Origin of the sequence: Pseudomonas sp. SORGH_AS_0199 (genome assembly GCF_031453735.1) — a bacterium.
In the GTDB taxonomy this organism is placed as follows: Bacteria; Pseudomonadota; Gammaproteobacteria; order Pseudomonadales; family Pseudomonadaceae; genus Chryseomonas; species Chryseomonas aestiva.
In genome coordinates this window covers 167058-193951 of sequence record NZ_JAVJAE010000001.1, presented here as the reverse complement: position 1 = coordinate 193951, position 26894 = coordinate 167058, and the positions used below count along the sequence as shown (strand labels likewise).

Annotated in this window: 30 protein-coding genes and 1 tRNA gene; 16 read left to right on the top strand and 15 right to left on the bottom strand. The window is 66.4% G+C overall.

Going from position 1 to position 26894, the window contains the following annotated elements; all coding sequences use genetic code 11:
• Nucleotides 1-107 precede the first annotated feature (107 nt).
• From QE444_RS00910 to QE444_RS00895, 4 genes are all read right to left on the bottom strand, one after another.
• Nucleotides 108-183: transfer RNA gene (locus QE444_RS00910), tRNA-Phe, on the bottom strand.
• 87 nt (nucleotides 184-270) lie between these two features.
• Nucleotides 271-543: an oxidative damage protection protein gene (locus tag QE444_RS00905; protein WP_017639567.1), complete on the bottom strand. Its 273-nt coding sequence runs from the start codon at nucleotides 541-543 to the stop codon at nucleotides 271-273.
• A complete protein-coding gene (gene mutY / locus QE444_RS00900; RefSeq protein WP_133861993.1) occupies nucleotides 540-1604 on the bottom strand; it encodes an A/G-specific adenine glycosylase in 1065 nt (354 codons plus the stop codon). The genes QE444_RS00905 and mutY overlap by 4 nt, the downstream gene beginning before the upstream one ends.
• Nucleotides 1601-3820 carry an AsmA family protein gene (locus QE444_RS00895; protein ID WP_285385639.1) on the bottom strand — a complete coding sequence of 740 codons (2220 nt, stop codon included), beginning with the start codon at nucleotides 3818-3820 and terminating at the stop codon, nucleotides 1601-1603. The genes mutY and QE444_RS00895 overlap by 4 nt, the downstream gene beginning before the upstream one ends.
• A gap of 295 nt (nucleotides 3821-4115) precedes the next feature.
• Here QE444_RS00895 and QE444_RS00890 point away from each other — a divergent pair, with 295 nt between their 5' ends.
• From QE444_RS00890 to QE444_RS00845, 10 genes are all read left to right on the top strand, one after another.
• Nucleotides 4116-5780, top strand: coding sequence for an OFA family MFS transporter (locus tag QE444_RS00890; protein WP_133861991.1), 1665 nt, complete (start codon nucleotides 4116-4118; stop codon nucleotides 5778-5780).
• A gap of 144 nt (nucleotides 5781-5924) precedes the next feature.
• Entirely contained in the window at nucleotides 5925-6518 is a 594-nt protein-coding gene (gene hisB / locus QE444_RS00885; protein ID WP_058768514.1) for an imidazoleglycerol-phosphate dehydratase HisB, read from the top strand.
• The gene (gene hisH / locus QE444_RS00880) at nucleotides 6518-7156 is read left to right on the top strand and encodes an imidazole glycerol phosphate synthase subunit HisH (protein WP_183632598.1); all 639 of its coding nucleotides are present in this window, start codon (nucleotides 6518-6520) and stop codon (nucleotides 7154-7156) included. The genes hisB and hisH overlap by 1 nt, the downstream gene beginning before the upstream one ends.
• The gene (locus QE444_RS00875) at nucleotides 7156-7413 is read left to right on the top strand and encodes a DUF2164 domain-containing protein (protein WP_007159788.1); all 258 of its coding nucleotides are present in this window, start codon (nucleotides 7156-7158) and stop codon (nucleotides 7411-7413) included. The genes hisH and QE444_RS00875 overlap by 1 nt, the downstream gene beginning before the upstream one ends.
• Before the next feature lie 31 nt (nucleotides 7414-7444).
• Nucleotides 7445-8182: a 1-(5-phosphoribosyl)-5-[(5-phosphoribosylamino)methylideneamino]imidazole-4-carboxamide isomerase gene (hisA, locus tag QE444_RS00870; RefSeq protein ID WP_007159787.1), complete on the top strand. Its 738-nt coding sequence runs from the start codon at nucleotides 7445-7447 to the stop codon at nucleotides 8180-8182.
• A gap of 10 nt (nucleotides 8183-8192) precedes the next feature.
• A complete protein-coding gene (locus tag QE444_RS00865; RefSeq protein WP_208693586.1) occupies nucleotides 8193-8489 on the top strand; it encodes a chorismate mutase in 297 nt (98 codons plus the stop codon).
• A gap of 21 nt (nucleotides 8490-8510) precedes the next feature.
• Nucleotides 8511-9293 (top strand): imidazole glycerol phosphate synthase subunit HisF, encoded by a 783-nt coding sequence (gene hisF / locus QE444_RS00860; protein ID WP_007159785.1) that lies wholly within the window; start codon nucleotides 8511-8513, stop codon nucleotides 9291-9293.
• A gap of 29 nt (nucleotides 9294-9322) precedes the next feature.
• Nucleotides 9323-10081 carry an ABC transporter substrate-binding protein gene (locus tag QE444_RS00855; RefSeq protein WP_285385633.1) on the top strand — a complete coding sequence of 253 codons (759 nt, stop codon included), beginning with the start codon at nucleotides 9323-9325 and terminating at the stop codon, nucleotides 10079-10081.
• Nucleotides 10082-10130: 49 nt separating this feature from the next.
• Nucleotides 10131-10892, top strand: a complete 762-nt coding sequence (locus QE444_RS00850; protein WP_064306835.1) for an ABC transporter substrate-binding protein — start codon at nucleotides 10131-10133, stop codon at nucleotides 10890-10892.
• A 225-nt stretch (nucleotides 10893-11117) separates the two neighbouring features.
• Entirely contained in the window at nucleotides 11118-11879 is a 762-nt protein-coding gene (locus tag QE444_RS00845; RefSeq protein WP_285385631.1) for an ABC transporter substrate-binding protein, read from the top strand.
• A gap of 24 nt (nucleotides 11880-11903) precedes the next feature.
• On the opposite strand, the gene QE444_RS00840 is transcribed toward QE444_RS00845, so the two are convergent.
• The 4 genes from QE444_RS00840 to QE444_RS00825 all read right to left on the bottom strand — a co-directional run bounded on the left by QE444_RS00840 (nucleotide 11904) and on the right by QE444_RS00825 (nucleotide 16063).
• The gene (locus QE444_RS00840; RefSeq protein WP_133861984.1) at nucleotides 11904-12665 is read right to left on the bottom strand and encodes a divergent polysaccharide deacetylase family protein; all 762 of its coding nucleotides are present in this window, start codon (nucleotides 12663-12665) and stop codon (nucleotides 11904-11906) included.
• Nucleotides 12662-14005: a S41 family peptidase gene (locus QE444_RS00835; protein WP_007159780.1), complete on the bottom strand. Its 1344-nt coding sequence runs from the start codon at nucleotides 14003-14005 to the stop codon at nucleotides 12662-12664. Before QE444_RS00835 ends, QE444_RS00840 begins: the two co-directional genes overlap by 4 nt.
• 29 nt (nucleotides 14006-14034) lie before the next feature.
• Complete coding sequence (locus tag QE444_RS00830; protein ID WP_133861982.1) at nucleotides 14035-15318, bottom strand: murein hydrolase activator EnvC; 1284 nt, start codon at nucleotides 15316-15318, stop codon at nucleotides 14035-14037.
• Nucleotides 15319-15451: 133 nt separating this feature from the next.
• The gene (locus QE444_RS00825; protein ID WP_187980532.1) at nucleotides 15452-16063 is read right to left on the bottom strand and encodes an NAD(P)-dependent oxidoreductase; all 612 of its coding nucleotides are present in this window, start codon (nucleotides 16061-16063) and stop codon (nucleotides 15452-15454) included.
• A gap of 182 nt (nucleotides 16064-16245) precedes the next feature.
• On the opposite strand from QE444_RS00825, the gene QE444_RS00820 reads away from it, so the two are divergent.
• The 3 genes from QE444_RS00820 to secB are packed head-to-tail and all read left to right on the top strand — an operon-like array spanning nucleotide 16246 to nucleotide 17453.
• Entirely contained in the window at nucleotides 16246-16665 is a 420-nt protein-coding gene (locus QE444_RS00820; protein ID WP_133861980.1) for a rhodanese-like domain-containing protein, read from the top strand.
• A 41-nt stretch (nucleotides 16666-16706) separates the two neighbouring features.
• On the top strand, nucleotides 16707-16961 hold the full coding sequence (grxC, locus tag QE444_RS00815) for a glutaredoxin 3 (RefSeq protein ID WP_133861979.1): 255 nt from the start codon (nucleotides 16707-16709) through the stop codon (nucleotides 16959-16961).
• A gap of 27 nt (nucleotides 16962-16988) precedes the next feature.
• Nucleotides 16989-17453, top strand: coding sequence for a protein-export chaperone SecB (gene secB, locus QE444_RS00810; protein WP_007159775.1), 465 nt, complete (start codon nucleotides 16989-16991; stop codon nucleotides 17451-17453).
• Between the two features lie 75 nt (nucleotides 17454-17528).
• Here the strand turns inward: secB and rarD are convergent, their stop codons facing one another.
• The 5 genes from rarD to QE444_RS00785 form a co-directional block, all read right to left on the bottom strand.
• The gene (rarD, locus tag QE444_RS00805) at nucleotides 17529-18449 is read right to left on the bottom strand and encodes an EamA family transporter RarD (protein ID WP_273862391.1); all 921 of its coding nucleotides are present in this window, start codon (nucleotides 18447-18449) and stop codon (nucleotides 17529-17531) included.
• A gap of 399 nt (nucleotides 18450-18848) precedes the next feature.
• On the bottom strand, nucleotides 18849-19823 hold the full coding sequence (locus QE444_RS00800; RefSeq protein ID WP_133861977.1) for a serine/threonine protein kinase: 975 nt from the start codon (nucleotides 19821-19823) through the stop codon (nucleotides 18849-18851).
• A gap of 110 nt (nucleotides 19824-19933) precedes the next feature.
• A complete protein-coding gene (locus QE444_RS00795) occupies nucleotides 19934-21823 on the bottom strand; it encodes a PhoX family phosphatase (RefSeq protein ID WP_285385628.1) in 1890 nt (629 codons plus the stop codon).
• A gap of 66 nt (nucleotides 21824-21889) precedes the next feature.
• Entirely contained in the window at nucleotides 21890-22627 is a 738-nt protein-coding gene (locus QE444_RS00790) for a ComF family protein (protein ID WP_285385626.1), read from the bottom strand.
• Nucleotides 22628-22685: 58 nt separating this feature from the next.
• Nucleotides 22686-22982 carry a hypothetical protein gene (locus QE444_RS00785; protein ID WP_133861974.1) on the bottom strand — a complete coding sequence of 99 codons (297 nt, stop codon included), beginning with the start codon at nucleotides 22980-22982 and terminating at the stop codon, nucleotides 22686-22688.
• Nucleotides 22983-23094: 112 nt separating this feature from the next.
• Between QE444_RS00785 and QE444_RS00780 the strand changes: the two genes are divergently transcribed.
• Both QE444_RS00780 and QE444_RS00775 read left to right on the top strand, forming a co-directional pair.
• Complete coding sequence (locus QE444_RS00780) at nucleotides 23095-23796, top strand: alpha/beta fold hydrolase (protein WP_187980528.1); 702 nt, start codon at nucleotides 23095-23097, stop codon at nucleotides 23794-23796.
• Nucleotides 23797-23865: 69 nt separating this feature from the next.
• Nucleotides 23866-24453, top strand: coding sequence for a cupin domain-containing protein (locus QE444_RS00775; RefSeq protein ID WP_285385625.1), 588 nt, complete (start codon nucleotides 23866-23868; stop codon nucleotides 24451-24453).
• On the opposite strand, the gene QE444_RS00770 is transcribed toward QE444_RS00775, so the two are convergent.
• Both QE444_RS00770 and QE444_RS00765 read right to left on the bottom strand, forming a co-directional pair.
• A complete protein-coding gene (locus QE444_RS00770) occupies nucleotides 24450-24872 on the bottom strand; it encodes a DUF1810 domain-containing protein (RefSeq protein WP_285385623.1) in 423 nt (140 codons plus the stop codon). The genes QE444_RS00775 and QE444_RS00770 overlap by 4 nt on opposite strands.
• A 71-nt stretch (nucleotides 24873-24943) precedes the next feature.
• Nucleotides 24944-26278: an MFS transporter gene (locus QE444_RS00765; RefSeq protein ID WP_158894358.1), complete on the bottom strand. Its 1335-nt coding sequence runs from the start codon at nucleotides 26276-26278 to the stop codon at nucleotides 24944-24946.
• Between the two features lie 164 nt (nucleotides 26279-26442).
• Between QE444_RS00765 and QE444_RS00760 the strand changes: the two genes are divergently transcribed.
• A complete protein-coding gene (locus tag QE444_RS00760; RefSeq protein WP_285385621.1) occupies nucleotides 26443-26766 on the top strand; it encodes a thioredoxin family protein in 324 nt (107 codons plus the stop codon).
• The last annotated feature ends 128 nt before the right edge of the window (nucleotides 26767-26894 follow it).

Below are 26894 nucleotides of genomic sequence, written 5' to 3'. Positions count from 1 at the left end.
CGCGCTCGGCCTTTGGATGCAAGCGGGTAAGAATCGCAGACACAAAAAAACCGGCGCTAGGCCGGTTTCTCTGATTTCCGGATCCCGCAGGATCCGGAAGCTTGTCTTGGTGCCCAGGGACGGAATCGAACCGCCGACACGGGGATTTTCAATCCCCTGCTCTACCAACTGAGCTACCTGGGCAACGGGGCGCATTAAAAGCGTTTCTCGACCTTGTGTCAACAGTGAGCCCAAAAAATATTTAGATTTTTCGGGCGCTTAGCCGTCGACTCAGGCGCTGGGAGGTACGTAACCCTCGGCCTGGGCGTAGTCTTCACCGGACAGGAACTTGTCCATCTCGGCCTGCAGGAACTTGCGATCCTCGGCGTTCATCATGTTCAGCCGGCGCTCGTTGATGAGCATGGTCTGGTGCTTCTGCCACTCTTCCCAGGCCTGCTTGGAGACGTGCTGATAGATGTCTTCGCCCTTGGCGCCGGGATAGGGCGGGCGATCGAGGGCGGGCAGCTCCTGCTTGTGCTTGCGGCACATCACGGTGCGGGTCATGCGGGTTCTCCTTTGAGCGCCTGCTCGGCGCGCTTGAGCAGTTTCTGCACCGGGGCGGCAAGGCCCAGGCGCGGCGGGGAGGCGAGGTTATACCAAAGCCAGTCGCCCTCGGCCACGCGGTGCTGGCGGTGGTCCACCTGTACCAGCCAGGGTTCGATGGCCAGCTGGAAGTGGCTGAAGGTGTGCACCAGGCCGGGCAGCGCCTGACGTTCGTCGATGACCAGGCCCTGGCGTTCGGCGAGGGCTTCGAGCTCGGCCGCATCGGCCACTTCCGGCGGTCCCCAGAGACCGCCCCAGAGACCGGTCGAGGGGCGACGCTGCAGGAGCACGGCATTGGCGTCGTTGACGAACAGCGGCATCAGCGTCTGTCGTTGTGGCAGGGTCTTGCGCGGCTTGGGCGTGGGAAAGGCGGTTTCCTGGCCCAGCAGATGGGCGCGGCAGCCCGGCTTGACCGGACACAGCAGGCAACTGGGCTTGCTGCGGGTGCAGAGGGTGGCGCCCAGGTCCATCATCGCCTGGGTGTAGGGGCCGACCCGCTCGTGGGGCATCAGGCGATCGGCCACTTCCCACAGGCGGCGGGCCACGGCGGGTTCGCCGGGATAGCCGGCGGTGGCGGTGTAGCGGGCCAGGACGCGTTTGACGTTGCCGTCGAGGATCGGGGCGCGGATGTCCATGCTCAGACTGGCGATGGCGCCGGCGGTGGAGCGGCCGATGCCGGGCAATTCGGCCAGGGCTTCGACGCTACGGGGGAATTCGCCGCCATGACGCTCCACCACGGTCTTGGCGGCCTTGTGCAGGTTGCGCGCGCGGCTGTAGTAGCCGAGCCCGGTCCAGAGATGCAGGACCTCGTCTTCCGCAGCCGCGGCCAGGGCCTCGACGGTGGGCAGCGCCTGCATGAAGCGATCGAAATAGCCCAGGACGGTGGCGACCTGGGTCTGCTGGAGCATGATCTCCGAGACCCAGACGCGATAGGGCGTCACGCCCTGTTGCCAGGGCAGGTCCTTGCGACCGTGCAGGTCGTACCAGGCCAGCACGGCGGTACCAAAGTCGTCATCAGTCATCGACGTTGCAGCAGCCCTCGGATGGCATTCTGGATGTCGGGGCTGATCTTATCACCGAGCTTCTCTTCGATTTTTTCGTTCAGACGATTGCCGGCGGCGCGGGCGACGATCTGGCCCATGGCCTCGCGATCCAGGCGGCAGGCCTTGGCGCCCAGCTCCAGGGGGCCGCGGCACTGCAGGGGCCACTCGATATCCGCATAGCGCTCGCCGACTTGGCAGCCAGGGTCGGAAGCGGCGTTGGTGTCGCCCTGCACGGTGATGCCCAGCCGGTAGTCCAGGCCGAGGGTGCGCAGGTCGATGTCGCCCGCGCCCTTCACCGCAAGGCCGGGCACGCTGACGCTGAGGTCCTGGTTGCGGGCCACGCCGTTGACGATGCTGAGGCTGCCGCTCAACTGGCGGAAGGGGGTGTTCTGGCCGCCATGGGGCAGCTCCAGCGGCTTGCGGTTGAGCAGGGCGATGCCCTGGCACAGCTGGCTTTCGACATTGGCGTCGATCAGCTGGCCGTTGCGCAGGGCGAAGCGCGCGGTACCGCCCAGGTTGTCGATCAGGGTGCGTTGGCTGGCGCCCGAGCTGCGCAGGTCGGCGTCCAGATCGAGCTGGCCTTCCACCGGCGGCTTCTGGCCCTGGGCCTGGAGAATGCGCTCCACCGGTACGCCCTTGATGCGCTCGCGGGCGGTCAGTTGCGGCTGGGCGCCGCGCACGTCGAGGGCGCCGTTGGCTTCGAAGCGACCGCCGAACAGCTCGCCTTCCAGGGCACTGAGTTGCAGTTGGCCGTCAGCGGCCCTGGCCTTGAGACTGGCGCCTTCGAAGGGCAGGCGATTGAGGATCAGGTGCTGCAGGCCGAGGTCGACCTCGGCGTCCAGGCTGCGCAGGCGCTCCACCGGCAGCAGGGTTTCCTGACTCCAGGCGTGCTGGGTCGGCGCCTCGGGCAGCGGCGAGTTGCCCTGGGTGGCGATGGCATCGACCTGGGCGACCTCTTCCTGGCGCGCGCCATTGGCCTGGCGCGCCGCGGCGGCCTTGGCCGGCAGGTAGCGATCCAGGTCCAGGCGATCGCCGCTGAGCTGGATGCGCAAGGCGCGGCGGGCGATGTCGGCGATGGCGACGCGGCCCTTGAGGGTGCTGTCGTCCAGCTGGAAGTTGAAGTCGTCCAGCGCCAGGGCGTTGCGGCTGGCCTGCACCTGGGCATTCATCTCGAAGCGCTGCAGGGTCTTGGTATCGGCCATGGCCGGCAATTCGACGCCGATACTGTCGAGGAAGGCGCGCAGGTCCAGGCGGGCGATGGAGACACGCCCGGCCAGCTGTGGATCGCTCTCCAGGCCGGTCAGCTTGAGATCACCGAGGGCCTTGAGGTCGTTGGCGGTGAGCTTGAGGCTGGTCCACTCGGCGGTCTGGGCGCGGCGGTCGACGGCCAGCTGGCCGCTGGCGGAATAGTTGACCAGCTTGCCGTTGAAGGGCTCGCCACTGGCGTCGCCGGTCAGCTGGAGATCATCCAGGGCGTACTGCTGGCTGGCCGGATCGAAGCGGAATTTGCCATTGAGCAGCACGGTGGCGTTGACCGGCGGCTGGGTGGTGCTGGCGGTGCCGGCCAGCTTGATGGGAATGGGCGTGCCGGCGTAGATGGCCCCGGTCTCCAGGTCGATACCCTCGAAGGCATAGCGGGCGCCGTTGCGGGCATCGCTGTATTCGATCCGGGAATTGCGCACGGTCAGGCTCTCGACATTGAGCTTGAGCGGCTGGCGTCCCGTGGTCGACTCGCCCGAGGTACCCGTGGCGGTATCAGCCGGCGCGGCGCCCGGGTCCGCCTTGGGCGCCGGGCGGCCGATCTCGGCCCAGTTGGTGCGACCCTGGTCATCGCGGCTGGCGGTGAGGTCCAGACCGTCGATCTTGATGTCGCTCATCTCCAGGTCGCGGCGCAGCAGCAGCGGCAGCAGGCGGACCGAGAGGATCAGCCGCTGCACCTGCGCCAGCTGGCGATCGGGGGTGGCGACGCTGGCCAGGGTGGCATCGTGCAGTTCGACGCCCAGCCAGGGGAACAGACTCCAGCCGATATCCCCCTTGAGCTGCAGGTCGACGTTGGCCTTGTCGCGCGCCAGCTGGCGGATCTCGTCCTTGTAGTCGTTGGGATCGACCAGGTGGGTGAGGGCGAAGCCTACGGCGACCAGCAGGAGCAGCAGGCCGACGAGGACGATACCCAGCACTTTGGCGAAAGCTTTCATGACGAGGAAATTCCTGTTCCGACGGGCGATGGCGCGACTGGCCAGTATAGGGGCTCGGTCGCGCCCGATGACATCGAGGTGTCGGCGCTGTGACAGCCGTGGTACTCGCCCGTTTCGTCGGATGGCTGATGCCGCCCGTACCCTGGCAAATGAGCAGGGCTGGCAGTTGGCTAGGGTGCGCTTTAATGTCGCGCACCTCTGGTCGGTTGGCGCCGTTTCTTTGACTCGTTTACGGGGAAGCGTGCAGGGAATGTCCACCGGCCTGGACGCAATACACTAGAAAAGGGCTGAACCCATGAGCACTACTCTCACTGCTGGCGGTGTCGCTTCGGCACGTCCGGCTTTCCTTTCCAAGGAGCGCATCGTCGCCCGGCCCGGTTTCAACCGCTGGCTGGTCCCGCCGGCCGCCCTGGCCATCCACCTGTGCATCGGCATGGCCTACGGCTTCTCGGTCTTCTGGCTGCCGCTGTCCAAGGCAATCGGCATCACCGCCGCCGTGGCCTGCCCGGTCGAGATGGGCTTCTTCGAGCAGATCTTCAGTGCCACCTGTGACTGGAAGATCTCCCAGCTCGGCTGGATCTATACCCTGTTCTTCATCTTCCTCGGCTGCTCGGCCGCCCTGTTCGGTGGCTGGCTGGAACACGCCGGTCCGCGCAAGGCCGGGGTCGTCTCGGCCCTGTGCTGGTGCGGTGGTCTGCTGATCTCCGCGCTGGGCATCTATACCCACCAGATCTGGATGCTGTGGCTGGGTTCGGGCGTGATCGGCGGTATCGGTCTGGGCCTTGGCTACATCTCGCCAGTGTCGACCCTGATCAAGTGGTTCCCGGACAAGCGCGGCATGGCGACCGGCATGGCCATCATGGGCTTCGGTGGCGGCGCCATGGTGGGTGCACCCCTGGCCGACGCCCTGATGCGTCACTTCGCGTCGGCCACCGAAATCGGTGTCTGGCAGACCTTCCTGGTCATGGCGGTGATCTACTTCGTGTTCATGCTGAGCGGTGCCCTGGGCTACCGCGTACCGCCGACCGGCTGGAAGCCCGCGGGCTGGACGCCGTCCACCAAGAAGGCCGGCAGCAACATGATCACCAATCGCCACGTCCACGTGAGCAAGATCTGGGGCATCCCGCAATTCTGGCTGGTCTGGGCCGTGCTCTGCCTGAACGTGACCGCCGGCATCGGCATCATCGGCATGGCCTCGCCGCTGCTGCAGGAAGTCTTCGGTGGCCGTCTGCTGGGCAATGGCCTGGCCTACGGTGAGCTCAGCGCCGATCAGCTCAAGCAGATCGCCGCCATCGCCGCCGGCTTCACCGGCCTGCTGAGCCTGTTCAACATCGGCGGTCGCTTCTTCTGGGCATCCTTCTCCGATTACATCGGCCGCAAGATGACCTATTTCGTCTTCTTCACCCTGGGCTTCGTGCTCTATGCCATCGTGCCCTGGACCGGTCACCTGGGCAGCGTGGCGTTGTTCGTCTTCGCCTTCTGCCTGATCCTGTCCATGTACGGCGGCGGTTTCGCCACCGTGCCGGCCTACCTGGCCGACCTGTTCGGTACCCAGATGGTCGGTGCCATTCACGGTCGCCTGCTCACCGCCTGGGCTGCCGCCGGCGTCTTCGGTCCGGTGCTGGTCAACTACCTGCGCGAGTACCAGCTGAGCATGGGCATCCCCCGCGCCCAGGTGTACGACATCACCCTGTACATCCTGGCCGGTCTGCTGGTGCTGGGCTTCATCTGCAACCTGCTGGTGCGTCCGGTCGCCGACAAGCACTTCATGACCGAGGCCGAACTCGCCGTCGAGCGCGCCAATGGCCATGACAGCAACGCCGGCAGCGCTCAGGTGCTGGAGTGGAGCGCCGATCCCAAGACCAAGCCGCTGGCCATCGCCGCTTGGCTGGCCGTGGGCATCCCGCTGGCCTGGGGCATCTGGATCACCCTGCAAAAGACCGCCGCCCTGTTCAGCTGAGTCGCAGCCGAACCGGACGGTAACCGGGCGTCCCCAGGCGGGCGCCCCTCGCGGCGGGACGCCTCGTCCCGCCGCGCTTTCGATCCAGCCCCCGCGCCCCTATAATATCGGCCCTTTCGCCCACCGATTTTCGCGGAGCAGGCTATGGCCGAACGCAAGGCAACCGTCGAGCGCAACACCCTGGAAACCCAGGTCAAGGTATCCCTGGATCTGGACGGCACGGGCGCAGCGCGCTTCGACACCGGGGTCCCCTTCCTCGAGCACATGCTCGACCAGATCGCCCGCCATGGGCTGATCGACCTCGATATCCACTGCCGCGGCGACCTGCACATCGACGACCACCACACGGTGGAAGACATCGGCATCACCCTCGGCCAGGCCTTCGCCAAGGCCGTCGGCGACAAGAAGGGCATCCAGCGCTACGGCCATGCCTATGTGCCCCTGGACGAGGCCCTGTCGCGGGTGGTCATCGACTTCTCCGGCCGACCCGGACTGCACTGGAACGTGCCCTTCACCCGCGCCACCGTGGGGCGCATGGACGTCGACTTGTTCCTCGAATTCTTCCAGGGCTTCACCAATCACGCCCAGGTGACCCTGCACGTCGACAACCTGCGCGGCGTCAACAGCCACCACCAGATCGAGACAGTGTTCAAGGCCTTTGGCCGCGCCCTGCGCATGGCCCTCAGTGAAGATCCGCGCATGGCCGGTGTCATGCCCTCCACCAAGGGGTGCCTGTGATGCAGACGGTAGCCGTCATCGACTATGGCATGGGCAACCTGCACTCCGTGGCCAAGGCCCTGGAGCACGCCGGTAGCCACCAGGTGCTGGTGACCGGCGATCCCGCGGTGATCCGCGAGGCGGACCGCATCGTGCTGCCCGGCGTCGGCGCCATCCGCGACTGCATGGCCGAGATCCGCCGCCAGGGCATCGATGAACTGGTACGCGAAGTCAGCCAGGACCGTCCCTTCCTCGGCGTCTGCGTCGGCATGCAGGCGCTGATGCAGCGCAGCGAAGAGAACGGCGGCGTGGACTGCATCGGCCTGTTCCCCGGCGCCGTACGCCGCTTCCCGGGCGGCATGCAGGAAGAGGGCGAGACCCTCAAGGTGCCGCACATGGGCTGGAACGAGGTCAGCCATGTGCTCGACCATCCGCTCTGGCACAGCATCCCTGATCGCGCCCGCTTCTATTTCGTGCACAGCTTCTATGTCGAGGCCGGCAATCCGCGCCAGGTGGTCGGTCGCGGCCATTACGGCCTGGACTTCGCCGCGGCGCTGGCCGACGGCTCGCGCTTCGCCACCCAGTTCCACCCCGAGAAGAGCGCCGACTGCGGTCTGCAGCTCTATGCCAACTTCCTCGCCTGGGACGGCCGCTGGTAATGGCGCGCAAGCCGCCCGCGCCGCTGGTGACGCTCGAGCCCGAGCAGAGCCAGCGCCTGGTCACTGCCTTGCAGACCCTGCTGGACGATCGCTTCGAGGTCCGCCTGGGACGGTTCGAAGTCGAGGAATTGCTGGATTTCTTCGCCCGCGAGTGCGGGCCGCTGTACTACAACAAGGCGGTTGCCGACGTGCAGACCCTGCTCAGGGAGCGTGTCGACAGCCTGGAAAGCGACATCTGGGCGCTGGAAAAGCCCTAGATCGCCCTCACCCCCGAGCCAAGGTATTGCCATGCTGATCATCCCCGCCATCGACCTCAAGGACGGTGCCTGTGTCCGCCTGCGCCAGGGGCGCATGGAAGATTCCACCGTGTTCTCCGACGATCCCGTGGCCATGGCCGCCCAGTGGGTCGACGGCGGCTGCCGCCGGCTGCACCTGGTGGATCTCAACGGCGCCTTCGAAGGCCAGCCGGTCAATGGCGAGGTGGTCACCGCCATCGCCAGGCGCTATCCCGGCCTGCCGATCCAGATCGGCGGCGGCATCCGCTCGCTGGAGACCATCGAGCACTATGTGCGTGCCGGCGTCAGCTACGTGATCATCGGCACCAAGGCGGTCAAGCAGCCGGAATTCGTCGCCGAAGCCTGCCGCGCCTTCCCCGGCAAGGTCATCGTCGGCCTGGATGCCAAGGACGGCTTCGTCGCCACCGACGGCTGGGCCGAGGTCAGCGAGCTGCAGGTCACCGACCTGGCCCGTCGCTTCGAAGCCGACGGCGTCAGCGCCATCGTCTACACCGACATCGCCCGCGACGGCATGATGCAGGGCTGCAACGTGCCGGCCACCCGCGCCCTGGCCGAAGCCACCAGCATCCCGGTGATCGCCTCCGGCGGCATCCACAACCTGGGTGACATCCAGAACCTGCTCGACGCCCGCAGCCCGGGCATTATCGGTGCCATCACCGGCCGCGCGATCTACGAGGGCACCCTCGACGTCGCCGAAGCCCAGGCGCTGTGCGACAACTTCAAGGTCTGAGGACTCGGCAGTGATCGAATGCTCTTCTCTCGATGAGGTCCGCGCCGCGATCGACGGACTCGATCAGCAGATCGTTCAGCTGCTGGCGGCGCGTGGCGCCTATGTCAGCCAGGCCGCCCGTTTCAAGAAGGACGATGCTGCAGTGCGTGCGCCACAACGGGTCGAGCAGGTCATCGCCAAGGTCAAGGCGCTGGCCGTCGAGGCTGACGCGTCACCTGTCGTGGTCGAGCGGGTCTATCGGGCGATGATCGCCGCATTCATCGACGCTGAGTTGGCGGAACACGCCACCCTGCAGCAACGTACCTGACTTCGTCTTCTGGAGAGAAACATGGCGCTGGCCAAACGCATCATCCCCTGCCTGGACGTGGACAATGGCCGCGTGGTCAAGGGCGTCAAGTTCGAGAACATCCGCGATGCCGGCGATCCGGTGGAGATCGCCCGCCGCTACAACGAGCAGGGCGCCGACGAGATCACCTTTCTCGACATCACCGCCAGCCACCAGGGCCGCGATACCACCCTGCACACCGTGGAGCGCATGGCCAGCCAGGTGTTCATCCCGCTGACCGTGGGCGGTGGCGTGCGTACCGTGCAGGACATCCGCAACCTGCTCAACGCCGGTGCCGACAAGGTCTCGATCAACACCGCGGCGGTCTTCACCCCGGAGTTCGTCGGTGAAGCCGCGGCACGCTTCGGTTCCCAGTGCATCGTGGTGGCCATCGACGCCAAGCGCGTCAGCGGCCCCGGCGAAACCCCGCGCTGGGAGATCTTCACCCATGGCGGGCGCAAGCCCACCGGCCTCGACGCCGTGGCCTGGGCGCAGAAAATGGAAGGCCTGGGCGCCGGCGAGATCCTGCTCACCAGCATGGACCAGGACGGCATGAAGAACGGCTTCGACCTGGGGGTGACCCGCGCCGTCAGCGAGGCGGTGGGCATCCCGGTGATCGCCTCCGGCGGCGTCGGCAATCTGCAGCACCTGGCCGACGGCATTCTCGAAGGCAAGGCCTCTGCGGTGCTGGCCGCGAGCATCTTCCATTTCGGCGAATGCACCATTCCCGAGGCTAAACGGTACCTGGCCGAAAAAGGGATTGTGATACGCTCCACAAAATCTTAAGCACCGGCGGTGCCGGCAGGGAGAGGGGCGTGCGCAAGGGAATCTGGGCCTGCTTGGCCGGTTTGCTGCTGGTATCCACCGCGGTCAGGGCGGAGCTTCCGGCGGGTTATCAGCTGACGCTGCTGACGGAAAACTTCCCGCCCTACAACTTCTCCGTCGATGGCAAGAACTTCGCCCGCGAGGGCGAGCTCAAGGGCATCGCCGTCGACATGGTCCGCGAGATGTGCAAGCGGGCCGGCATCTCCTACAACCTCACCCTGAGATTTCCCTGGGAGCGGATCTACGGCATGGCCCTGGATCAGCCCGACCACGGTGTCTTCGTCACCGCCCGGCTGCCGGAGCGCGAGGGCCTGTTCAAATGGGTTGGTCCCATCGGCCCGGACGACTGGGTCCTGCTCGGTCGCGCCGACAGCCACCTGCAGCTGCGCAGCCTCGACGACGTCCGCAAGCAGCAGCTCAAGATCGGCGCCTACAAGGGCGACGCCATAGCCGAGAGTCTCGTCCAGCAGGACTTCCAGCCGGATCTTGCGCTGCGCGATCAGGAAAACGTGCAGCGCCTGGTCAAGGGACAGATCGATGTCTGGGCCACCGGTGATCCCGCCGGTCGCTACCTGGCCCGCCAGGAAGACGTGACCGGACTCAAGATGCTGTTGCGCTTCAACAGCGGCGAGCTGTTCCTGGCGCTGAACAAGCAGACCCCCGACGAGGTGGTACAGAAGCTGCAGAAGGCCCTTGACGACATGCGCCAGAGCGGCGCGGTTCAGACCATCTTCAATCGATACCTGTGATCCCGGCGGGCCGAGCGATCGGCGCGGACGGTCGCCTGAGGAGAGAGCTATGCGCAAGTCCTGGTTGGCCATCGCCGCCGTGCTATTGAGTTGCACCCTCGGCCTGGGGACAGCCCGGGCGGAATTGCCAGCGGGCTATCGCGTGGTGCTGCTGACCGAGAACTTCCCGCCCTTCAACATGGCGGTGGACGACAAGAACTTCGCGCGTGACGACGCCATCGACGGCATCAGCGCCGATCTGGTGCGCGAGATGTTCAAGCGCGCCGGGATCGACTACAACCTCTCGCTGCGCTTTCCCTGGGATCGCATCTACAACCTGACCCTGGAAAGCCCCAACTACGCGCTGTTCTCCGTGTCGCGCACCGAGTCCAGGCTGCCGCTGTTCAAGTGGGTCGGCCCGTTGGGCAAGACCCGCAAGGTGTTCATGGCGCTGTCCGGCAGCACCCTCAAGGTGCCAGACCTGGCCACGGCAGCCCGGCTGCGCGTCGGTGCCTACAAGAATTCCGCCGTGAGCCTGATGATTCAGGAAAAGGGCATCGTCCCCATCGACGCCCTGCGTGATCAGGAGAACATCGCCAAGTTGCAGAAGGGCGAGATCGACGTCTGGGCCACCACCGACGTGGTCGCCCGCTACCTGGCCAAGCAGCAGGGCGTCAGCAACCTGCAGACCCTGCTCAGCTTCCAGGAATCCGACCTCTACCTGGCCCTGAACAAGGACACCCCCGACGAGGTGGTGACCCGCCTGCAGCAGGCCCTGGATGCCATGCGCCGCGAAGGCCTGGTCGACAGCATCACCAACAACTATCTCTAGTGCGCCGCCGCGTGGCGGGCGCCTGGCGAGTTGCGCTGGAGGTAAGCATTCGCCAGCGTCCTGTCTGGACGCGAGGTACCAGGGATTCCGCATGGCCCCGGCAGCTGGACGGGGCCGCGAAGCCTTGAGGATCGCGGTGAGGTCAGCCGCAGTGAGCGCTGAACGTTGTAAAGGGATACTCAACGAAACCTCGAAAATGCGGCCTTGCGTCGCCAGGGAGTTGTAATGCAAAAGCTGTGGTTGCGTCTTGCAGGGGTACTGCTGGGTTGCATGCTGGGCTTGACCCAGGCCCGTGCCGAGCTGCCGGATTACTATCAGGTCGTGCTCCTGACCGAGAATTACCCTCCCTTCAACATGTCGGTCGATGACAAGAACTTCGCCCGCGATGACGCCATCGACGGTATCGCCACCGATGTCGTCCGCGAGATGTTCAGGCGTGCGGGCATCAAGTACAGCCTTTCGCTGCGCTTCCCCTGGGATCGCATCTATCGGCTGACCCAGGAGACGCCCAACTACGGACTCTTCTCCGTCGCCTACACCGAGGCGCGCAAGGATCAGTTCAAATGGGTGGGACCCTTCGGCCGTTCGAGCTGGACCCTGCAGGCGCTGCCGGGCAGCAAGCTGGACATCAAGACGCTCAAGGACGCCGCCCGCTATCGCATCGGTGCCTATCGCAACGATGTGATCAGCAAGACGCTGACCGCCCAGGGCATTCCGGTCATCGACGCCCTGCGTGATCAGGAAAACGTCGACAAACTGGTGAAAGGCCAGATCGATATCTGGGCTACCGCCGATCCCGTCGGCCGCTATCTCGCCAAGCAGCAGGGGGTGACCGGCTTGCAGACGCTGCTTCGCTTCAACGAGGTGGATCAGTATCTGGCGCTGAACAAGGACACGCCTGACGAAGTGGTGACACGCCTCAAGGCGGCCCTGGAACAGATGCGCAGGGAAGGGGTGATCGACAGCATCACCAACAACTACCTCTGATGCCTGGAAGCCGTCCGCCGGTCGCTAGCGATAGCGACCGCTGCGGCCGTGCCCGGGCATGGCCTGGTTGGCGCGCAGGGCGATCATCTGCGGCAGGTCGATGACTTCCACGCCCTGGGCCTTGAGCAGGGGCAACTGCTGGGCCAGCACCGCCAGGGTTGCCGGGTGCGGATGGCCGATCAGCACCGCGCTGCCCTGGCGCTGGGCCAGCCGCACGCCTTCGGCCAGCTGGGCCGCCACCGCCGCCGGAGTGGCGTCGTTGTCGAGAAAGACATCGCGCGAGACGCTGGCCAGGCCGATCTTCTGGGCTTCCGCCGCAGCCACGGTGGCAGCGCTGGTGCGGCTGTCGAGAAACAGCAGGTGACGCTCCTGCAGGACCTGCATCAACTCGGCCATGGCCGGTCGGTCCGCGGTCATGCGACTGCCTTCGTGATTGTTCACCCCATCCGCCTCGGGTACCCGCTCCAGCGCACGGTCCAGGCGTTGCAGGCGTTCGGCCGAAGACATCTCCGGATGCCAGGCATAGGGACCGCCGGCCGGGTCCATGGGCAGGTGCAGCAGTACGGTGCGTCCGGCACGGTGGGCGGCGGCGGCCAGTTCGGCGGCGTAGCGGGTCTCGGGGATGATCGCCAGGACCACCGGCGCGGGCAGTGCCAGGACCTGACGATCCCGGGCCGGATTCTGCCCGAGGTCGTCGATGACGATGGTCAGCTGCGCGGTGGCGGCCTGGGCAAGCGTGCCGACCAGGGCGAGCGCCCCGGCCAGTAGCCAGCGTCCAGCCCTCACGGGGTATGGGTGACGTTGAGTCCCTTGAGCAGCGACAGCGCCTGGGAGAGCTGGAAGTCGTCATCCTGCGGCCGTGGACTCTGGTTCGGCGCCTTGCTGCCGGTAGGCCGATCGGCGCCGCCATTGCCATTGCCCAGGTGACCGGCCAGATCGGCTTCGCGGAAGTATTCGTCGCCACCGCTCTGCGGGGTGACCTTGGCCGGCGCCACGGCGATGTCCGGAGTGATGCCCTGGGCCTGGATGGAGCGGCCGCTTGGCGTGTAGTAGAGCGCCGTGGTGAGCTTGAGCGCCCGGTCGTTGTTGAGCGGCAGCACCGTCTGCACCGAACCCTTGCCGAAGCTGTCGGTGCCCATGAGGATGCCGCGCTTGGAATCCTGCAGGGCGCCGGCGACGATCTCGGCGGCCGAGGCGCTGCCGCCGTTGATCAGCACCACCAGGGGCACCTTCTCGCTGGGATCGGCGGCATCGGCCGAGAAGCGCAATTCGGAATTGGGCAGGCGGCCCTTGGTGTAGACGATCAGGCCGTGGGTCATGAAGGCATCGGCCACCTCGACCGCCGACTGCAGCACCCCGCCCGGGTTGTTTCTCAGGTCGAGGATCAGGCCCTTGAGCTTGCCCTTGTTTTCCTGACGCAGCTTGGCGAGAGCCTTGACCGTCTCTTCGCCGGTATTCACCTGGAACTGCGAGATGCGCAGCAGGCCGTAGCCGGATTCGAGCAGCTGGCTCTTGACGCTGTTGACCTTGATCACCGCCCGCGCCAGCTTGACGTCGAATGGCTGGCCGCCACCGCGGACGATGGTCAGCACGATGGGGCTGCCCGGCTTGCCGCGCATCTTGTCGACCGCTTCGTTGATGGCCTGGCCCTTGGTCGGCTGGCCGTCGATCTTGACGATCAGATCGCCCGGTTGCAGGCGCGCCTTGGCCGCCGGGGTGTCGTCGATGGGCGAGACCACCTTGATGAAGCCGTTCTCCTGGCCGACTTCCAGGCCCAGACCGCCGAATTCACCGCTGGTAGTTTCCTGCAGTTCGGCGAAGTCTTTGGGTTCCAGATAGGCGGAATGCGGATCCAGGTTGCTGAGCATGCCCTTGATGGCGTTTTCCAGCAGGACCTTGTCCGACACCGGCTCCACATAGGCCGCCTTGATGCGGTCGAACACCTCGGCAAAGGTGCGCAGCTCGTCCAGCGGCAGCGGAGCGCTAGCCGGGGCCGCGGGCGCGGCGCCCGGTGCGACCGGCGTCACCGCAGCCGGCGTGCTCTGCGGCGATTGCGCCTGGACGACTCCGACGCCGCTGAACAGCAGGGCGAGGACCAGGACGGTGGGACGAAAGCGATGCGGCATGTGCAGCTCCTAAACCGAGGTGTGTCGCACTATCCCTGAGCACGGCACCAGATGACCGGGTCCGTCGGGCGGCCCTGTTGGCGGATGGCGAAGTACAAGGCGGAGGCTTCCTGACCGCCGCTGGCGCCGACGGTCGCGATGGCATCCCCGGCCTTGACCACGTCACCCGCAGACTTGAGCAGGCTCTGATTATGTCCGTACAGGCTGAGATAGCCATTCCCATGATCGATGATAACCAGCTGGCCGGCGCCTCTTAGCCAGTCGGCGAAGACCACTCGGCCGTCGTGCACCGCCTTGACCCGGGTGCCGGCCCCGGCCGCGATCAGGACACCGTCCCATTTCGCGCGGGGGTCGTCACCGCGGGCACTGCCGAAGCGGGCCACCAGACGGCCATCGACCGGCCAGGGCAGCTTGCCGCGGGCATTGGCGAAGGCGCCGCCATAGGCAGGTGCTGCACTAGACACCGCCAGCTCCGGGGCGTTCGAGGGGCGCGGGGCTTTCGGCTCGCTTTGCGCCTGGCGCCGTGCCGCTTCCCGCGCCTGGGCGGCGCGGGCTTCGGCCAGTTGTCGCTGCCGGGCTTCCTCGGCTTCGCGGGCCTGGCGCGCGAGGGTTTCCTCGATGGTCTTGAGCACCTTGTTCAGCGCTGCCTGATCCTGCTCGCGATTCTCGATCTCGCGACTCTTGTCGCGGTAGTCCGCGTTGATCTTGGCCAGCGCCGCCTGGCGCTCCTTGCGCACCTCGGCGAGCTCCGCCTGCCGCTTTTCCAGGTCTTCGCGGCGGGCGACCAGGTCGCCCTGTTCCTGCTGGATGCCCTGTTCCACCTCGCGCAACTCGCGCAGGGTGTCGTTGAAGCTGGCGAGCTGATCCAGGCGGGTGCGATTCAGGTAGTTGTAGTAGGTGAGGGTGCGGCTGACCTTTTCCGGATGCTCCTGGTTGAGCAGCAGCTTGAGGTATTCCTGGCGGCCGCTCTGGTAGGCGGCGCGCACCTGCACGGCGATCAGCTGTTGTTGCTCAGCGCGAGACTGGTCGAGCTTCTTCTTGCGCCCGTCCAGCTCTTGCAGCTTTTTTTCGCCGTTCTCCAGCTGCTTCTGCAGCGAGTCGACCTGCTTTTCCAGCTCGCCCATCTGGGTCTCGGTGCCCTGCAGCTGCTTCTGCACGCCGGACTTTTCGGCCTGCACCTGCTTGAGGACCTTCTGCATCTCCTGGATTTCCCGGCGGGTCTGCTCGATCTGCCGCTGGGTATCGGCGCGGTCGTCGGCCAGGGCGGGAGCGAGAACGCTGGCAAGCAGGAGAAGGGCGAGAACACGGCGCATGCGAGGTCGTACGTTTCTAGGGCGAAGCGCCTAGTATGCCCGTCACATCCGGCAAAAAAAACGGCAAGGTACGCCGTTCAGCGTTCACAGCCCGACCAGGCGGCCAGGCTGCGAACGAGAGGGCATTTCTACTTCAATAGCCGACGGTGAAGCGGGTGCGGTGATGAGCGGGCCGTTCGACCTCGTCCAGCAGGGCCACGGCGAAGTCCTCGTAGGAGATATGACTGTCGCCGGCCGCGTCGAACAGCAGGGCATCGTCGTCCAGGCGGAACCGCCCGGTACGGGTGCCGGGCGCGAAGACCATCTGCGGGCTGACGAAGACCCAGTCGAGGTCGCTCACCGTGCGCAAGGTGTCCAGGGTGGCGATGCCGGCTCCGGCTTCGCTGCGGTATTCAGCGGGAAAGGCCGGCGCATCGAACAGCCGCGAGCCGTCCGGCAGATTCAGGCTGGCGGCGCCGCCAACGATCAGCAGCCGCGGAATGCCGGTGGCGCGGGCGAAGTCGACCAGGGCGCTCGGCGCGAGGTCGGCGAATCTCAGGCTGCTGATCAGCACCTCATGACCGGCCAGGGCCGGGGCGGCCTGCAGATCGGTGACATCACCGGCGACCACCGTCAGGTCGGGCCGCGCCGCCAGGCGCGCGGGATTCCGTACCAGGGCGGTGACCCGGTGGCCGCGGGAGAGGGCTTCGTCGAGCAGGCGGCTGCCGACGTTGCCGGTGGCGCCGAGCAGGGCGATGGAGGTCATGGCTGGATTCCTCGGAAGTGAAGGGAAGCCAAGCCTAGGCAGAGCCGCGGAAGCCGCCAAGGAGGCAGTTCGAGATGAGCTGGTTACCTGCGGATAACCCGGGCCCGGCGAGGGTATGGCGCCATCGGGGGGCTGTGTATACTGGCCAGCATTTTTAGCCCTCCTTGGATAGCTCTTTCATTATGGAATTTATCGGTCGGGCGGTTGAATTCGCCACCCATCATCCGCTTCTCGTCGCCGCCTTCCTCGCCATCGTCGCCCTGATGCTGTTCAACGAGACCCGTCGTGGCGGGCGCAGCCTGTCCACCGGCGAACTCACCAACCTGCTCAACCGCGAGCAGGGCGTGGTCCTCGATATCCGTCCGAGCAAGGACTTCGCCGCCGGGCATATCGTCGGCGCGCTGAACATCGCTCAGGAGAAAGTCGCCAGCAGCCTGTCTCTACTGGAGAAGCACAAGGCCAAAACCCTGATCGTGGTGGACAGCGCCGGCCAGCAAGCCGGCGCCGTGTGCGGCGATCTGCAGAAGGCCGGCTTCACCGCCGCCCGGCTGAACGGCGGCATCGCCACCTGGCGTGCAGAGAATCTGCCCCTGGTGAAGTGAACCCCTAGCGTGGCCGCCCCATCGGCCACTGGAGACCGCGCATGTCTGACGTCGTCATCTATACCAGTGCCTGGTGTCCCTATTGCCATCGAGCCAAGCACCTGCTCGATCGCAAGAACGTGGCCTACCGGGAAGTCTCCGTCGACGGCCAGCCGGCGCTGCGCAGCGAGATGGCCCGCAAGGCCGGTCGCACCAGCGTGCCGCAGATCTGGGTCGGCAGCACCCACGTCGGCGGTTGCGACGAGCTCTATGCCCTAGACCGAAGCGGACGTCTCGATCCGCTGCTGTCCGCCTGACCAACACTCACAACTCAAGGCCCTACCATGACCGACCAAGCCAATGGCGCCCAGGAAGACGGCGCTCAGTTCTCCCTGCAGCGCATCTACATCCGCGACCTGTCCTTCGAGGCGCCCAAGAGCCCCGAGATCTTCCGTCAGGACTGGCAGCCCAACGTCAACCTGGACCTGGCCACCCGCCAGAAGACCCTGGGCGACGACTTCCACGAAGTGGTGCTGACCCTGACCGTCACCGTCAAGAACAACGAAGAGACCGCCTTCATCGCCGAAGTGCAGCAGGGTGGCATCTTCCTGATCAAGGGCCTGGACGCCGCCTCCATGGCCCATGCCCTGGGCGCCTTCTGCCCCAACATCCTGTTCCCCTACGCCCGTGAGGCGCTGGACAACATGGTGGTGCGTGGCTCCTTCCCCGCGCTGATGCTGCAGCCGGTGAATTTCGACGCCCTCTACGCCCAGGAACTGGCCCGCATGCAGACCGCTGGCGAAGCCTGATCGGCGCTGCTGCGGTACCGGACGCCCCTTGCGAGGGGCGTTCTGCTGTCCGGTCCCGGCTTTCTTGGGAAGTGCCTAGGCCCTGTCTGCCTCTGGCTCCCGCGCCTTTGCGCCCGCTCTGAGCTTGCGGCTGGCGCGCCAGAGATCGAAGCTGAACACGGCCAGGCCCGTCCAGATGCAGCTGAAGGCGAACAGTCGCTCGCGCGGGAAGGGCTCGCCATAGAGCCAGACCGCCTGGATCAGCACCAGGGTCGGTGCCAGGTACTGCAGGAAGCCCAGCGTCGAATAGGGCAGCTTGCGCGCCGCGGCGTTGAAGCACAGCAGGGGAATCAGGGTGACCGGACCGGCCAGCACGATCAGCAGGCCCAGCGAGGACTGCCAGGTCTCGGCCTCCAGGCTCACCCCCGGGGTCAGCAGTGGCAGCGCGACCAGGGCGATCGGCACCAGCATCCAGCTCTCCACCACCATGCCCGGCAGGGCGGCCACCGGCGTCTGCCGCCGCACCAAGCCATAGAAGGCGAAGCTCAGGGCCAGCGCCAGGGAGACCCAGGGCAGTTGCCCCAGGGTCCACAGCTGCTGGGCCACGCCCAGCACCGCCAGGCCCACGGCGATCCACTGCAGCGGGCGCAGGCGCTCGCCGAGAATCACCAGGGCGAGCAGGATGTTGACCAGCGGGTTGATGTAGTAGCCCAGGCTGGCCTCGACCACGTGGGCGTTGTTGACCGCCCAGATATAGACCAGCCAGTTGCAGGCCACCAACGCGCCGGACACCGCCAGCCAGAGCAGCCGTCGCGGGTGGGCGCGCAACTCCGCCCACCAGCCGCGATGGCGCCAGACGAGCAGCAGGAGGGCGCTGAACAGGGCGGACCAGAGGATGCGCTGGAACAGGATCTCGGTCGCCGGCAGGGCCGCCAGCAGTTTGAAGAACAGCGGAAACAAGCCCCACAGCCCATAGGCGGTAAGGCCCAGGGCGTAACCCTGGCGCAAGGCAGACATGAGGGATCCTTAGGCAGGCAACTTTCTTGTCCGGGCAGGATAGCTCAAGGGGCTGCGGGATGTCGGAATGGGTGGGGCTTCCTGTCGTCAGCCCTGGCAGGCTGGCATCTCGCACGCGCGGCCATGGTAGTGCGCCGCTGCCACCGCTGCGTAGGCCGCAGGCATTGTCTGATCGCGGCCATGGTGGTCCGCCAATGCGGCCGCTCCTGGGGGTCAGGTTCCGGTAGGAGCGGCCCATGGCCGCGATCAGTGCTGTAGCCTGGAAAACGGCACAGTCTTTTCCATTGAAGAGTTCATCGCAGGGCCTACCCTCACCCGGCCCTCTCCCAAGGGGAGAGGGAGCATTGGCGCCTGTAGCGTGGAAAACGGCGCAGCCTTTTCCACTGAGTCTCACAAAGGCTAGAACAGTCGCAACGGCGCCTCGTCCAGCGCAGCGCGCTGTTCGCGCAGGGTGAGGATCTGGTCGCCCCAGTAGCGTTCGCTGCCAAACCAGGGAAAGCTCTTGGGAAAGGCCGGATCGTCCCAGCGGCGCGCCAGCCAGGCGCTGTAGTGCATCAGCCGCAGGGTGCGCAGTCCCTCGATCAGGGCCAGCTCGCGCGGCTGGAAGTCGTGGAATTCCTCGTAGCCGTCCATCAGCTCGGACAACTGCGTCAGCCGCTCCTGGCGATCGCCGGCCAGCAGCATCCAGAGATCCTGCATGGCCGGGCCGTGGCGGCAATCGTCGAGGTCGACCATATGGTAGGCGTCATCGCGACAGAGCAGGTTGCCCGGATGGCAGTCGCCGTGCAGGCGGATGACGTCGTAGCTGACACTCTCGAAGAGTTCGTCGAGGCGCAGGAGCAAGTCGCGCGCCACGGATTCATAGGCGGGCAGCAGGCTCTTGGGAATGAAATTGCCGGTGAGCAGGGTGTCCAGAGAGGCATGGCCGTAGCCCTGGACGTCCAGCGTCTCGCGGTGCTGGAAGGGTCGGCTGGCGCCCACCGCATGCAGGCGACCGAGCAATTGGCCGAGGCGATGCAACTGGTTGAGATCGCCTGGCTCCGGCGCGCGACCGCCACGGCGAGGAAAGAGCGCGAAGCGAAAGCCGGCATGGGTAAACAAAGTCTGGCCATCGCGCTGCAAGGGTGCGACCACGGGCACCTCGCGCTCTTCCAGTTCGGCGGAAAAGGCGTGCTCTTCCAGAATGGCCGCATCGGTCCAGCGATCCGGCCGATAGAACTTGGCGATCAGCGGGGTCTCGGCTTCGATGCCGATCTGATAGACGCGATTCTCGTAGCTGTTGAGCGCCAGTACCCGGGCATCGCTGAGATAGCCCAGGCTTTCGATGGCGTCGATGACCAGGTCGGGACTCAGATTTTCGAACGGATGAGACATGGCGCGCTCCTCGGTCACGGGGGACGATGGCGATTGCCACCCTGCATCCGGGAGATGCTAGCGCATGCCCGAGCCCCATGGCGAAGGCTCGAGCGCTATCCGCTCGCCGGTCAGGCGCCGATCACACCGCCGTCTTCGCGGCTGATGACCATCACCGAGGAACGGGGCTGACCATCCGCTTGTTGCTCCGGGAATTGGGAGCCGCCTTCCTCGCCGGGGTGCTGGATGCCGACGAACATCGTCCGGTAGTCCGGCGAGAAGGCCAGGCCGGTGACCTCGCAACCGACCGGGCCGACCAGGAAGCGGCGCATCTCGCCGCTGCGCGGATCGGCGCAGAGCATCTGGTTGTTGCCCATGCCCTCGTAGTCGCCTTTGTTGCTGTACTTGCCGTCGGTGAGCACCCACAAACGGCCGGCAGCGTCGAAGCCCAGGCCGTCGGGACTGTTGAACATGTTCTCGGCATTGATCTGCTGCGAGCCTGCTTCCGGCTTGCCCGGGTGTACCTTGGGATTGCCGGCGATGACGAACAGATCCCAGTCGAAGCTCAGGGCCGCGGCATCGTCGTCGCTCTCGCGCCAGCGCACGATCTGGCCGTAGAGGTTGTTGGCGCGGGGATTGGGGCCGCCCACTGGCATGCCGTCTTCACCGCGCTTGGTGTTGTTGGTCAGGGTGCAATAGACCTGGCCGTCCTTGGGGCTGACGGCGATCCACTCCGGACGGTCCATGCGCGTGGCGCCGACCTGGGTGCCGGCCTGGCGGGCGTGGATGAGCACCTCGGCCTGGCTGGCGAAGCCGTTGGCGGCGGTGAGGCCGTTCTCGCCATGCACCAGCGGCAGCCACTGGCCGCGGCCCTTGGGGCGGTTCGGATCACGGTCGCCTTCGTCGAAGCGGGCGACATAGAGGGTGCCATGATCGAGCAGCTCGCGATTGGCCTTGGGATCGTCCTGCAGGCGATCGCGGCTGACGAACTTGTAGATGAATTCGCCGCGCTCGTCGTCACCCATGTAGACCACTACGCGGCCATCGCGGGTGCGGGTAAGGGCGGCGTTCTCGTGCTTGAAACGACCCAGGGCGGTGCGCTTGACCGGCTTGGCCTGGGGATCGAAGGGATCGATCTCGGTGATCCAGCCGTGGCGGTTCAATTCGTTGGGATTCTGCGCCAGGTCGAAACGGTCGTCGTGCAGGTGCCAGTCGTTCTCCACACCGACATGCTTGACGCTGTAGCGCTTCTGGGCGGCATCGAACTTCAGGTTGGCGTCGCGACTGCCGAAGACGTCGGTGAAGTTCTCTTCGCAGGTCAGGTAGGTATGCCAGGGCGTGGCACCGCTGGAGCAATTCTGGAAGGTACCCAGCACCTCCCGTCCGGCCGGGTCGGCGGCGGTCTTGAGCAGGTCGTGGCCGGCAGCCGGACCGCTGACGGCGATGGGCGTGTTGCCGTGTACCCGGCGGTTGTAGGGCGAGCCCTGGACGAAGTGCCATTGGCCGTCCACGCGCTTCACCTCGATCACCGAGACGCCCTCGGCGGCCTGAGCCTTGCGGGTGTCTTCCAGAGACTTGGGCGGCGTGCCGTGGCTGAGCAGGTAGCGGTAGTTGGTGTATTCGTTGTTGATCGCCATCAGTGCCCGATCCGGATCGTCCGGGAAGGGATAGAAGGCCATGCCGTCGTTGTTGTCGCCGAATTGCACCGCCTGGTCGGCGGCGCTGGGGCTGCCATCGGGGCGGAAGGCCGGGCCATCGGTGTGCAGTGGCTGGCCCCAGCTGATGAGCACGCTGGCGCGATAGCCGGGCGGCACCACCAGGGTGTCGGCGGTGGAGGCCGGGATGTTGGCGAAGCCGATCAGGGGATTGCCCGTGGCCTCGCTGACAGCGTCGGCCAGGGCGCTGCGACCGAGCAGGCCACCGCCCAGGAACAGGGCCGCGCTGGCCAGGGCGCCGGCGCCGATGAAGCGGCGGCGGCTGAAGTGGACGAGGCGTTCGAGATCGGTCTGGTCGTTGTGCATGCTCATGGCTCCCTCACGGTGTGCAGGCGAGGCTAGTCAGACTAAATGACGTTTTGGTGACAGCGGCTAGTCGCCGGGTGGTGGCGTCCGCGCCAGGCAATAGACGTCGACCCGCCCGGCGCCGGCGCGCTTGAGCAAGCGCGCCAGGCTGTCGGCGGTGGCGCCGGTGGTGAGGACATCGTCCACCAGGGCCAGGTGGCGACCTTGCAGCTGGGCGTCCTTCACCAGGGCGAAGGCCTGCTTGAGATTGCGCCGCCGCTGGTTGGCGCTCAGACCCTGCTGGCTCTGTTGCTCCTGTACCCGCTGCAATAACCTGCCATCCACCGGCAGTTGCAGCGTCTTGCCGAGCCAGCTGGCCAGCAGGGCGGCCTGGTTGAAGCCGCGTTGGCGCAGGCGCAAGGGTGAGAGGGGAACCGGCAGCAGCAGGTCCGGGCGTGGCTGGCCTTCGTCGAACAGATGCTGCAGATGCCGCGCCAGCAGCGCCCCGGCCAGGCGACCGAGACTGCCCTGGTCACGGTGCTTGAATCTGTTGATCAGAGTGTCGACCGGAAAGGCATAGCGCCAGGGCGCCAGTACCTGGTCGAAGGCCGGCGGCCTGACCAGGCAGCTGCCACAAAGGAGGCCGTCTACCGGTAGGGGCAAGGCGCAGCATTGGCAGTGTGGCCCGAGCCAGGGCAGTTCGTTGTCGCAGCCTTCGCACAGCGGCATTCCGGGCGGAAGCCAGGTGGCGCAGAGGGCGCAGTGGGTCCCGGGCCGCAGGCGTTGCCAGTGGCGCTTTAATACAGAGGAGAACGGTAGGGTCATGACGGCATCCGTGCCGAGCGAGAGCCCTACTGTGCCAGGCCGCCGGCCTGGCCACCAGTCAGCCGCGAATCAGCCAGCCCATCACCATCAGGCCCAGGATCAGCCAGATGACGCCGCCCACTATCGAGCGAGCCATGAAGGCCCGTACCGCGGCGTAGAGCAGCAGCAGGCCGATGGCCAGGACCACGAAGCTGATATAGGAGTCGTCCATGCCGATGGAGCGCGCCATGCCATGGAGAAAGTCGTGCACGGCATCGGCGATGCCGCCCAGGACCGAGCCGAACAGGTCGATGATAAAACGGATGACTTGGCCGAGCGCCGCGCCGAGCCAGTCGAAGAAGCCTTCAGTACGCATGGATGTTTCCAGATCCTTGGCAATGTCCCTTGGAACCCGCGAAGCCCGCCGGGTTCGCTGGTGATCCGCGCTACACTGCGCGTTTTCCGCAGTGTCTCTCAAGTTCTTAGTGATGACAGCTACCGACGCGCTACCCCTGATCCTGCTTCCCGGCCTGCTCTGTGACCAGCGCCTCTGGGCCACCCAGGCTGCCGACCTGGCCGACACCTGCCCGGTGTCCATCCCCGACCTCACACGCGACGTTGGCATCGCCGCGCTGGCCCGCCGGGTCCTGGCCGAGGCGCCACCGCGTTTCGCCCTGGGCGCCCTGTCCATGGGCGGCTATGTGGCCTTCGAGATCCTGCGCCAGGCGCCGGAGCGGGTAGTGCGACTGGCGTTGTTCGACACCATGGCCAGCCCGGATACCCCCGAGCGTGCCACCCAGCGTCGCGCCATGCTCGACCTGGCTGAGCGCGGTCGCTTTCTCGGCATCAGTCCGCAACTGCTGCCACGCCTGATCCATGCCTCGCGCCTGGGCACGCCGGTGGCCGATACCGTGCTGGCCATGGGCAAGGCGGTGGGCAAGGAGGCCTTCCTGCGCCAGCAGCAGTCGATCATCGACCGCCCCGATTCGCGGCCGACCCTGGCCCAGGTCCAAGTGCCCACCCTCATCGTGGTCGGCGCCCAGGATCAACTCACCCCGCCTGCCGAAGCCGAACTCATGGCGGCCGGCATCCAGGGCTCGCATCTGGTGGTGCTGGACGACTGCGGCCACCTGCCGCCACTGGAGCTGCCGGAACGGACCACGGCACTGTTGCGGGAGTGGCTGGCCTGACCCCTCGTCGCGGACGCTGAACCCCGGCGGCAGGCGGGCCTCCATTGGCAAAGCCCCCTGGAGTCCCGCATGGCGCATCGCCCATCACTGTCCATCCTCTCCCTGGTGCTGGGGCTCGCCCCCACCACCGTGGCCCTGGCCGCGCCAGTGGGGGCCGGTCAGCCCGAGCAGCTGCATTTCGCCGACGACGGCGTCATTCCCAATAGCCGCCTGCCCGTGCTGCTCTATCGCCAGGTTCCTCTGGAAGGGACCGACTGCGCGGCGGCGCTGGAGCGACTGTTCGCCGACAACGCCTGGCCGCCGCAATGGCGCTACGGCGTCTATAGCTACCATCACTATCATCCCAATGCCCATGAAGTGCTGGGCGTGGCGCGCGGTCGGGCTACCCTGCGCCTGGGTGGCGAGCAGGGGCAGGATGTGGAGGTGACTGCAGGTGATGTGGTGGTGCTACCGGCGGGCACCGGCCACCGCAACCTGCAGTCCAGTGCAAATTTCCTGGTGGTGGGCGCCTATCCGCCCGATCAGCAGGACTTCATCACCCAGCGTGCCGATCCGGCCGCCCACGCCCGCTCGGTCGGACTGATCGCCGGGGTGCCCTTGCCGGCAAGCGATCCGGTGACCGGGCGCAAGGGCGCACTGCCGGCACTCTGGCGCTAGCAGAGGCGGGTCAGGGTGGCCTCGTCGGGCTGACCGGCGAAAAAGGTCTTCAGCGCCTGGCGAAAGGGTTCGGGATCTTCGGCCACGGCAGCGAAGAGGGTGAGGCTGGAGTGGAACTTGAGATCGTCCGGCTGCCCGAACAGCGCGGTGGCGGACAGCCCCGGATGCTCCAGCGCTGCCGCGGTGATCTCCCGCAGGCGCGATCCCAGCAGCGGATGTGCGAGGTAGGCACTGGCCTCGTCGCGGGAGGCGATGGCGTAGTGGCGTGCCGTTTCGCTACGACCCAGTCCCTGGATATGCGGAAAGATGAACCACATCCAGTGGCTGCGCTTGCGCCCGGCGCGGATCTCCGCCAGGGCGGTGGCATAGGTGTCGGCCTGGGCGTCGAGGAAGCGTTGCAGATCGTGAGTGGCGGGCATGGGGGAAACTCCGGGCCTTTTGCCTATCGGCAGACGGACCCGGAGGAAGTGCCGGTCACGAGACGAGCGGTCTAGCTGCGCACCGCGCGATAGCTGACCTCGCCGCCTTCGCTGACGTCGTCCAAATCGATCCGGGAGGTCTCCGGCAGGCTCAGGCCACCGACCAGGCCCAGCAGGGCGATCAGGATCAGGTAGAGCGCTGGCGAGAGGTTGCTGCCGGTGGCGCCGATCAGCCAGGTCGCCATCAGCGGGGCGGTGCCGCCGAAGATGGTGTAGGCCAGGTTGTAGGTGATGGCGCCGGCGGTGTAGCGCGTGCGGGTCGGGAAGACCTCGCTGAGCAGCGGCGCCGTCACCACGTTGCACAGTACCGCTCCGGCGCCCAGCAGCAGCGAACCCAGCAGGGCGCTGCCGAACTGGCCACTGCTGGCCAGCAGCAGCGCCGGATAGACGCCCACCGCCAGGACCAGGCTGGCCAGCACCGTGGTCATGCGCCGACCGATGCGGTCGGTGACACGTCCCAGCACCGGGCAGGCGGCTGCGGCGGCGAACAGGGTGATCAGGCTGATGGCCAGCGCCGCGGCCCGGTCGAAGCCGCCAGCCAGCTGCAGGTAGGTGGAGAAGTAGGTAGTGAACATATAGAAGGACAGCGCCGTCAGCGAAATGAAGGCGCCCAGGCGCAGGATGGAACGGCCCTGCAGCCTGAGCGTCTCGCCCAGCGGCGAATGGCTGACCTCATGGTCGGCTTCCAGGGCCTGGAAGGCCGGGGTCTCGTCCAGCTTTAGCCGCAGGTAGAGGCCAATCAGACCCAGCGGCGCGGCGGCCAGGAAGGGAATGCGCCAGCCCCAGTCGGCCATGGTAGCGGCGCCCAGCAGCCGCTCCAGGCCCCAGGCGGTCAGGGCCGCGCTGGCGAAGGCGAGAAAGGTCGAGACCGGCACGAAGCTGCCATAGCGCCCGCGTCTATCGCGCGGCGAATGCTCCATCACGTAGGCGCAGGCACCCGCGTATTCGCCGCCGGCGGAAAAGCCCTGAGCGCAACGGATCAGCGTCAGCAGGATGGGTGCCCAGATGCCGATGGTGGCGTAGCTGGGCAGGATGCCGATCAGGGCCGTGGCGCCGGCCATGATCAGGATGGTCAGCGCCAGGACCCGTTTACGGCCGATACGGTCACCCAGCAGGCCGAAGACGATACCGCCCAGCGGCCGGAAGGCGAAGGCCACGGCGAAGACGGCAAAGGTCTTAAGCAGCCCGGCGGTGGCATCGCCACTGGGGAAGAAGTGCGCGGCGATCAGGGTGGCGAGAAAGCCATAAAGGGCGAAATCGAACCATTCGACGAAATTGCCGATGGACGCGGCGGAGATGACCTTGCGCAGGGTGGCGGGTGAAACGGAAGTCGCTGTCTGGCTCATGGCGGGCCTCGGGAAAGGGCGGAGACGGAGGCAGAAATGGAGCGCCTTGTTTTATTGTCGAGAGATCGGGGCGTACCGCAGCTTCGACCCTAATCCTTTTCCCGTGACCGAGCAGTCCCGCCAGCGACTTGTCCACCGTTGGAACCGACTTCAGGAGCCCCGCCATGACCATGACGACCACCTATGCGGAAAAGGAGCCCGCCCGCACCGATGTCGACGCCCTGCCGGGTGTCACCCTGCTGGAGTTCGGCGCACCCTGGTGCGGCCACTGTCGTGCCGCCCAGCCGCTGCTGGCCACGGCGCTCGCCGACTACCTCGGCGTGCGTCATCTCAAGATCGAGGACGGCCCCGGCCGCCGCCTGGGACGCTCCTTTCGCGTCAAGCTCTGGCCTACGCTGATCATCTTCAAGGACGGCCAGGAACTGGCGCGGCTGGTGCGCCCGACGGCGGCGGCAGCCCTGCGCGAAGCCCTGGCCGAAGCGGACTGACCGGTCGTTCCACTCGTCCTCGCCACGCTTGACAGGGCAGGCCTGGAACATTAGTTTCAAACAACTGTTTAAACGCCCTGGCGGAAGGTCTGCAGCGACGCTGCCGCCACCCTCGACAACAAGCATTC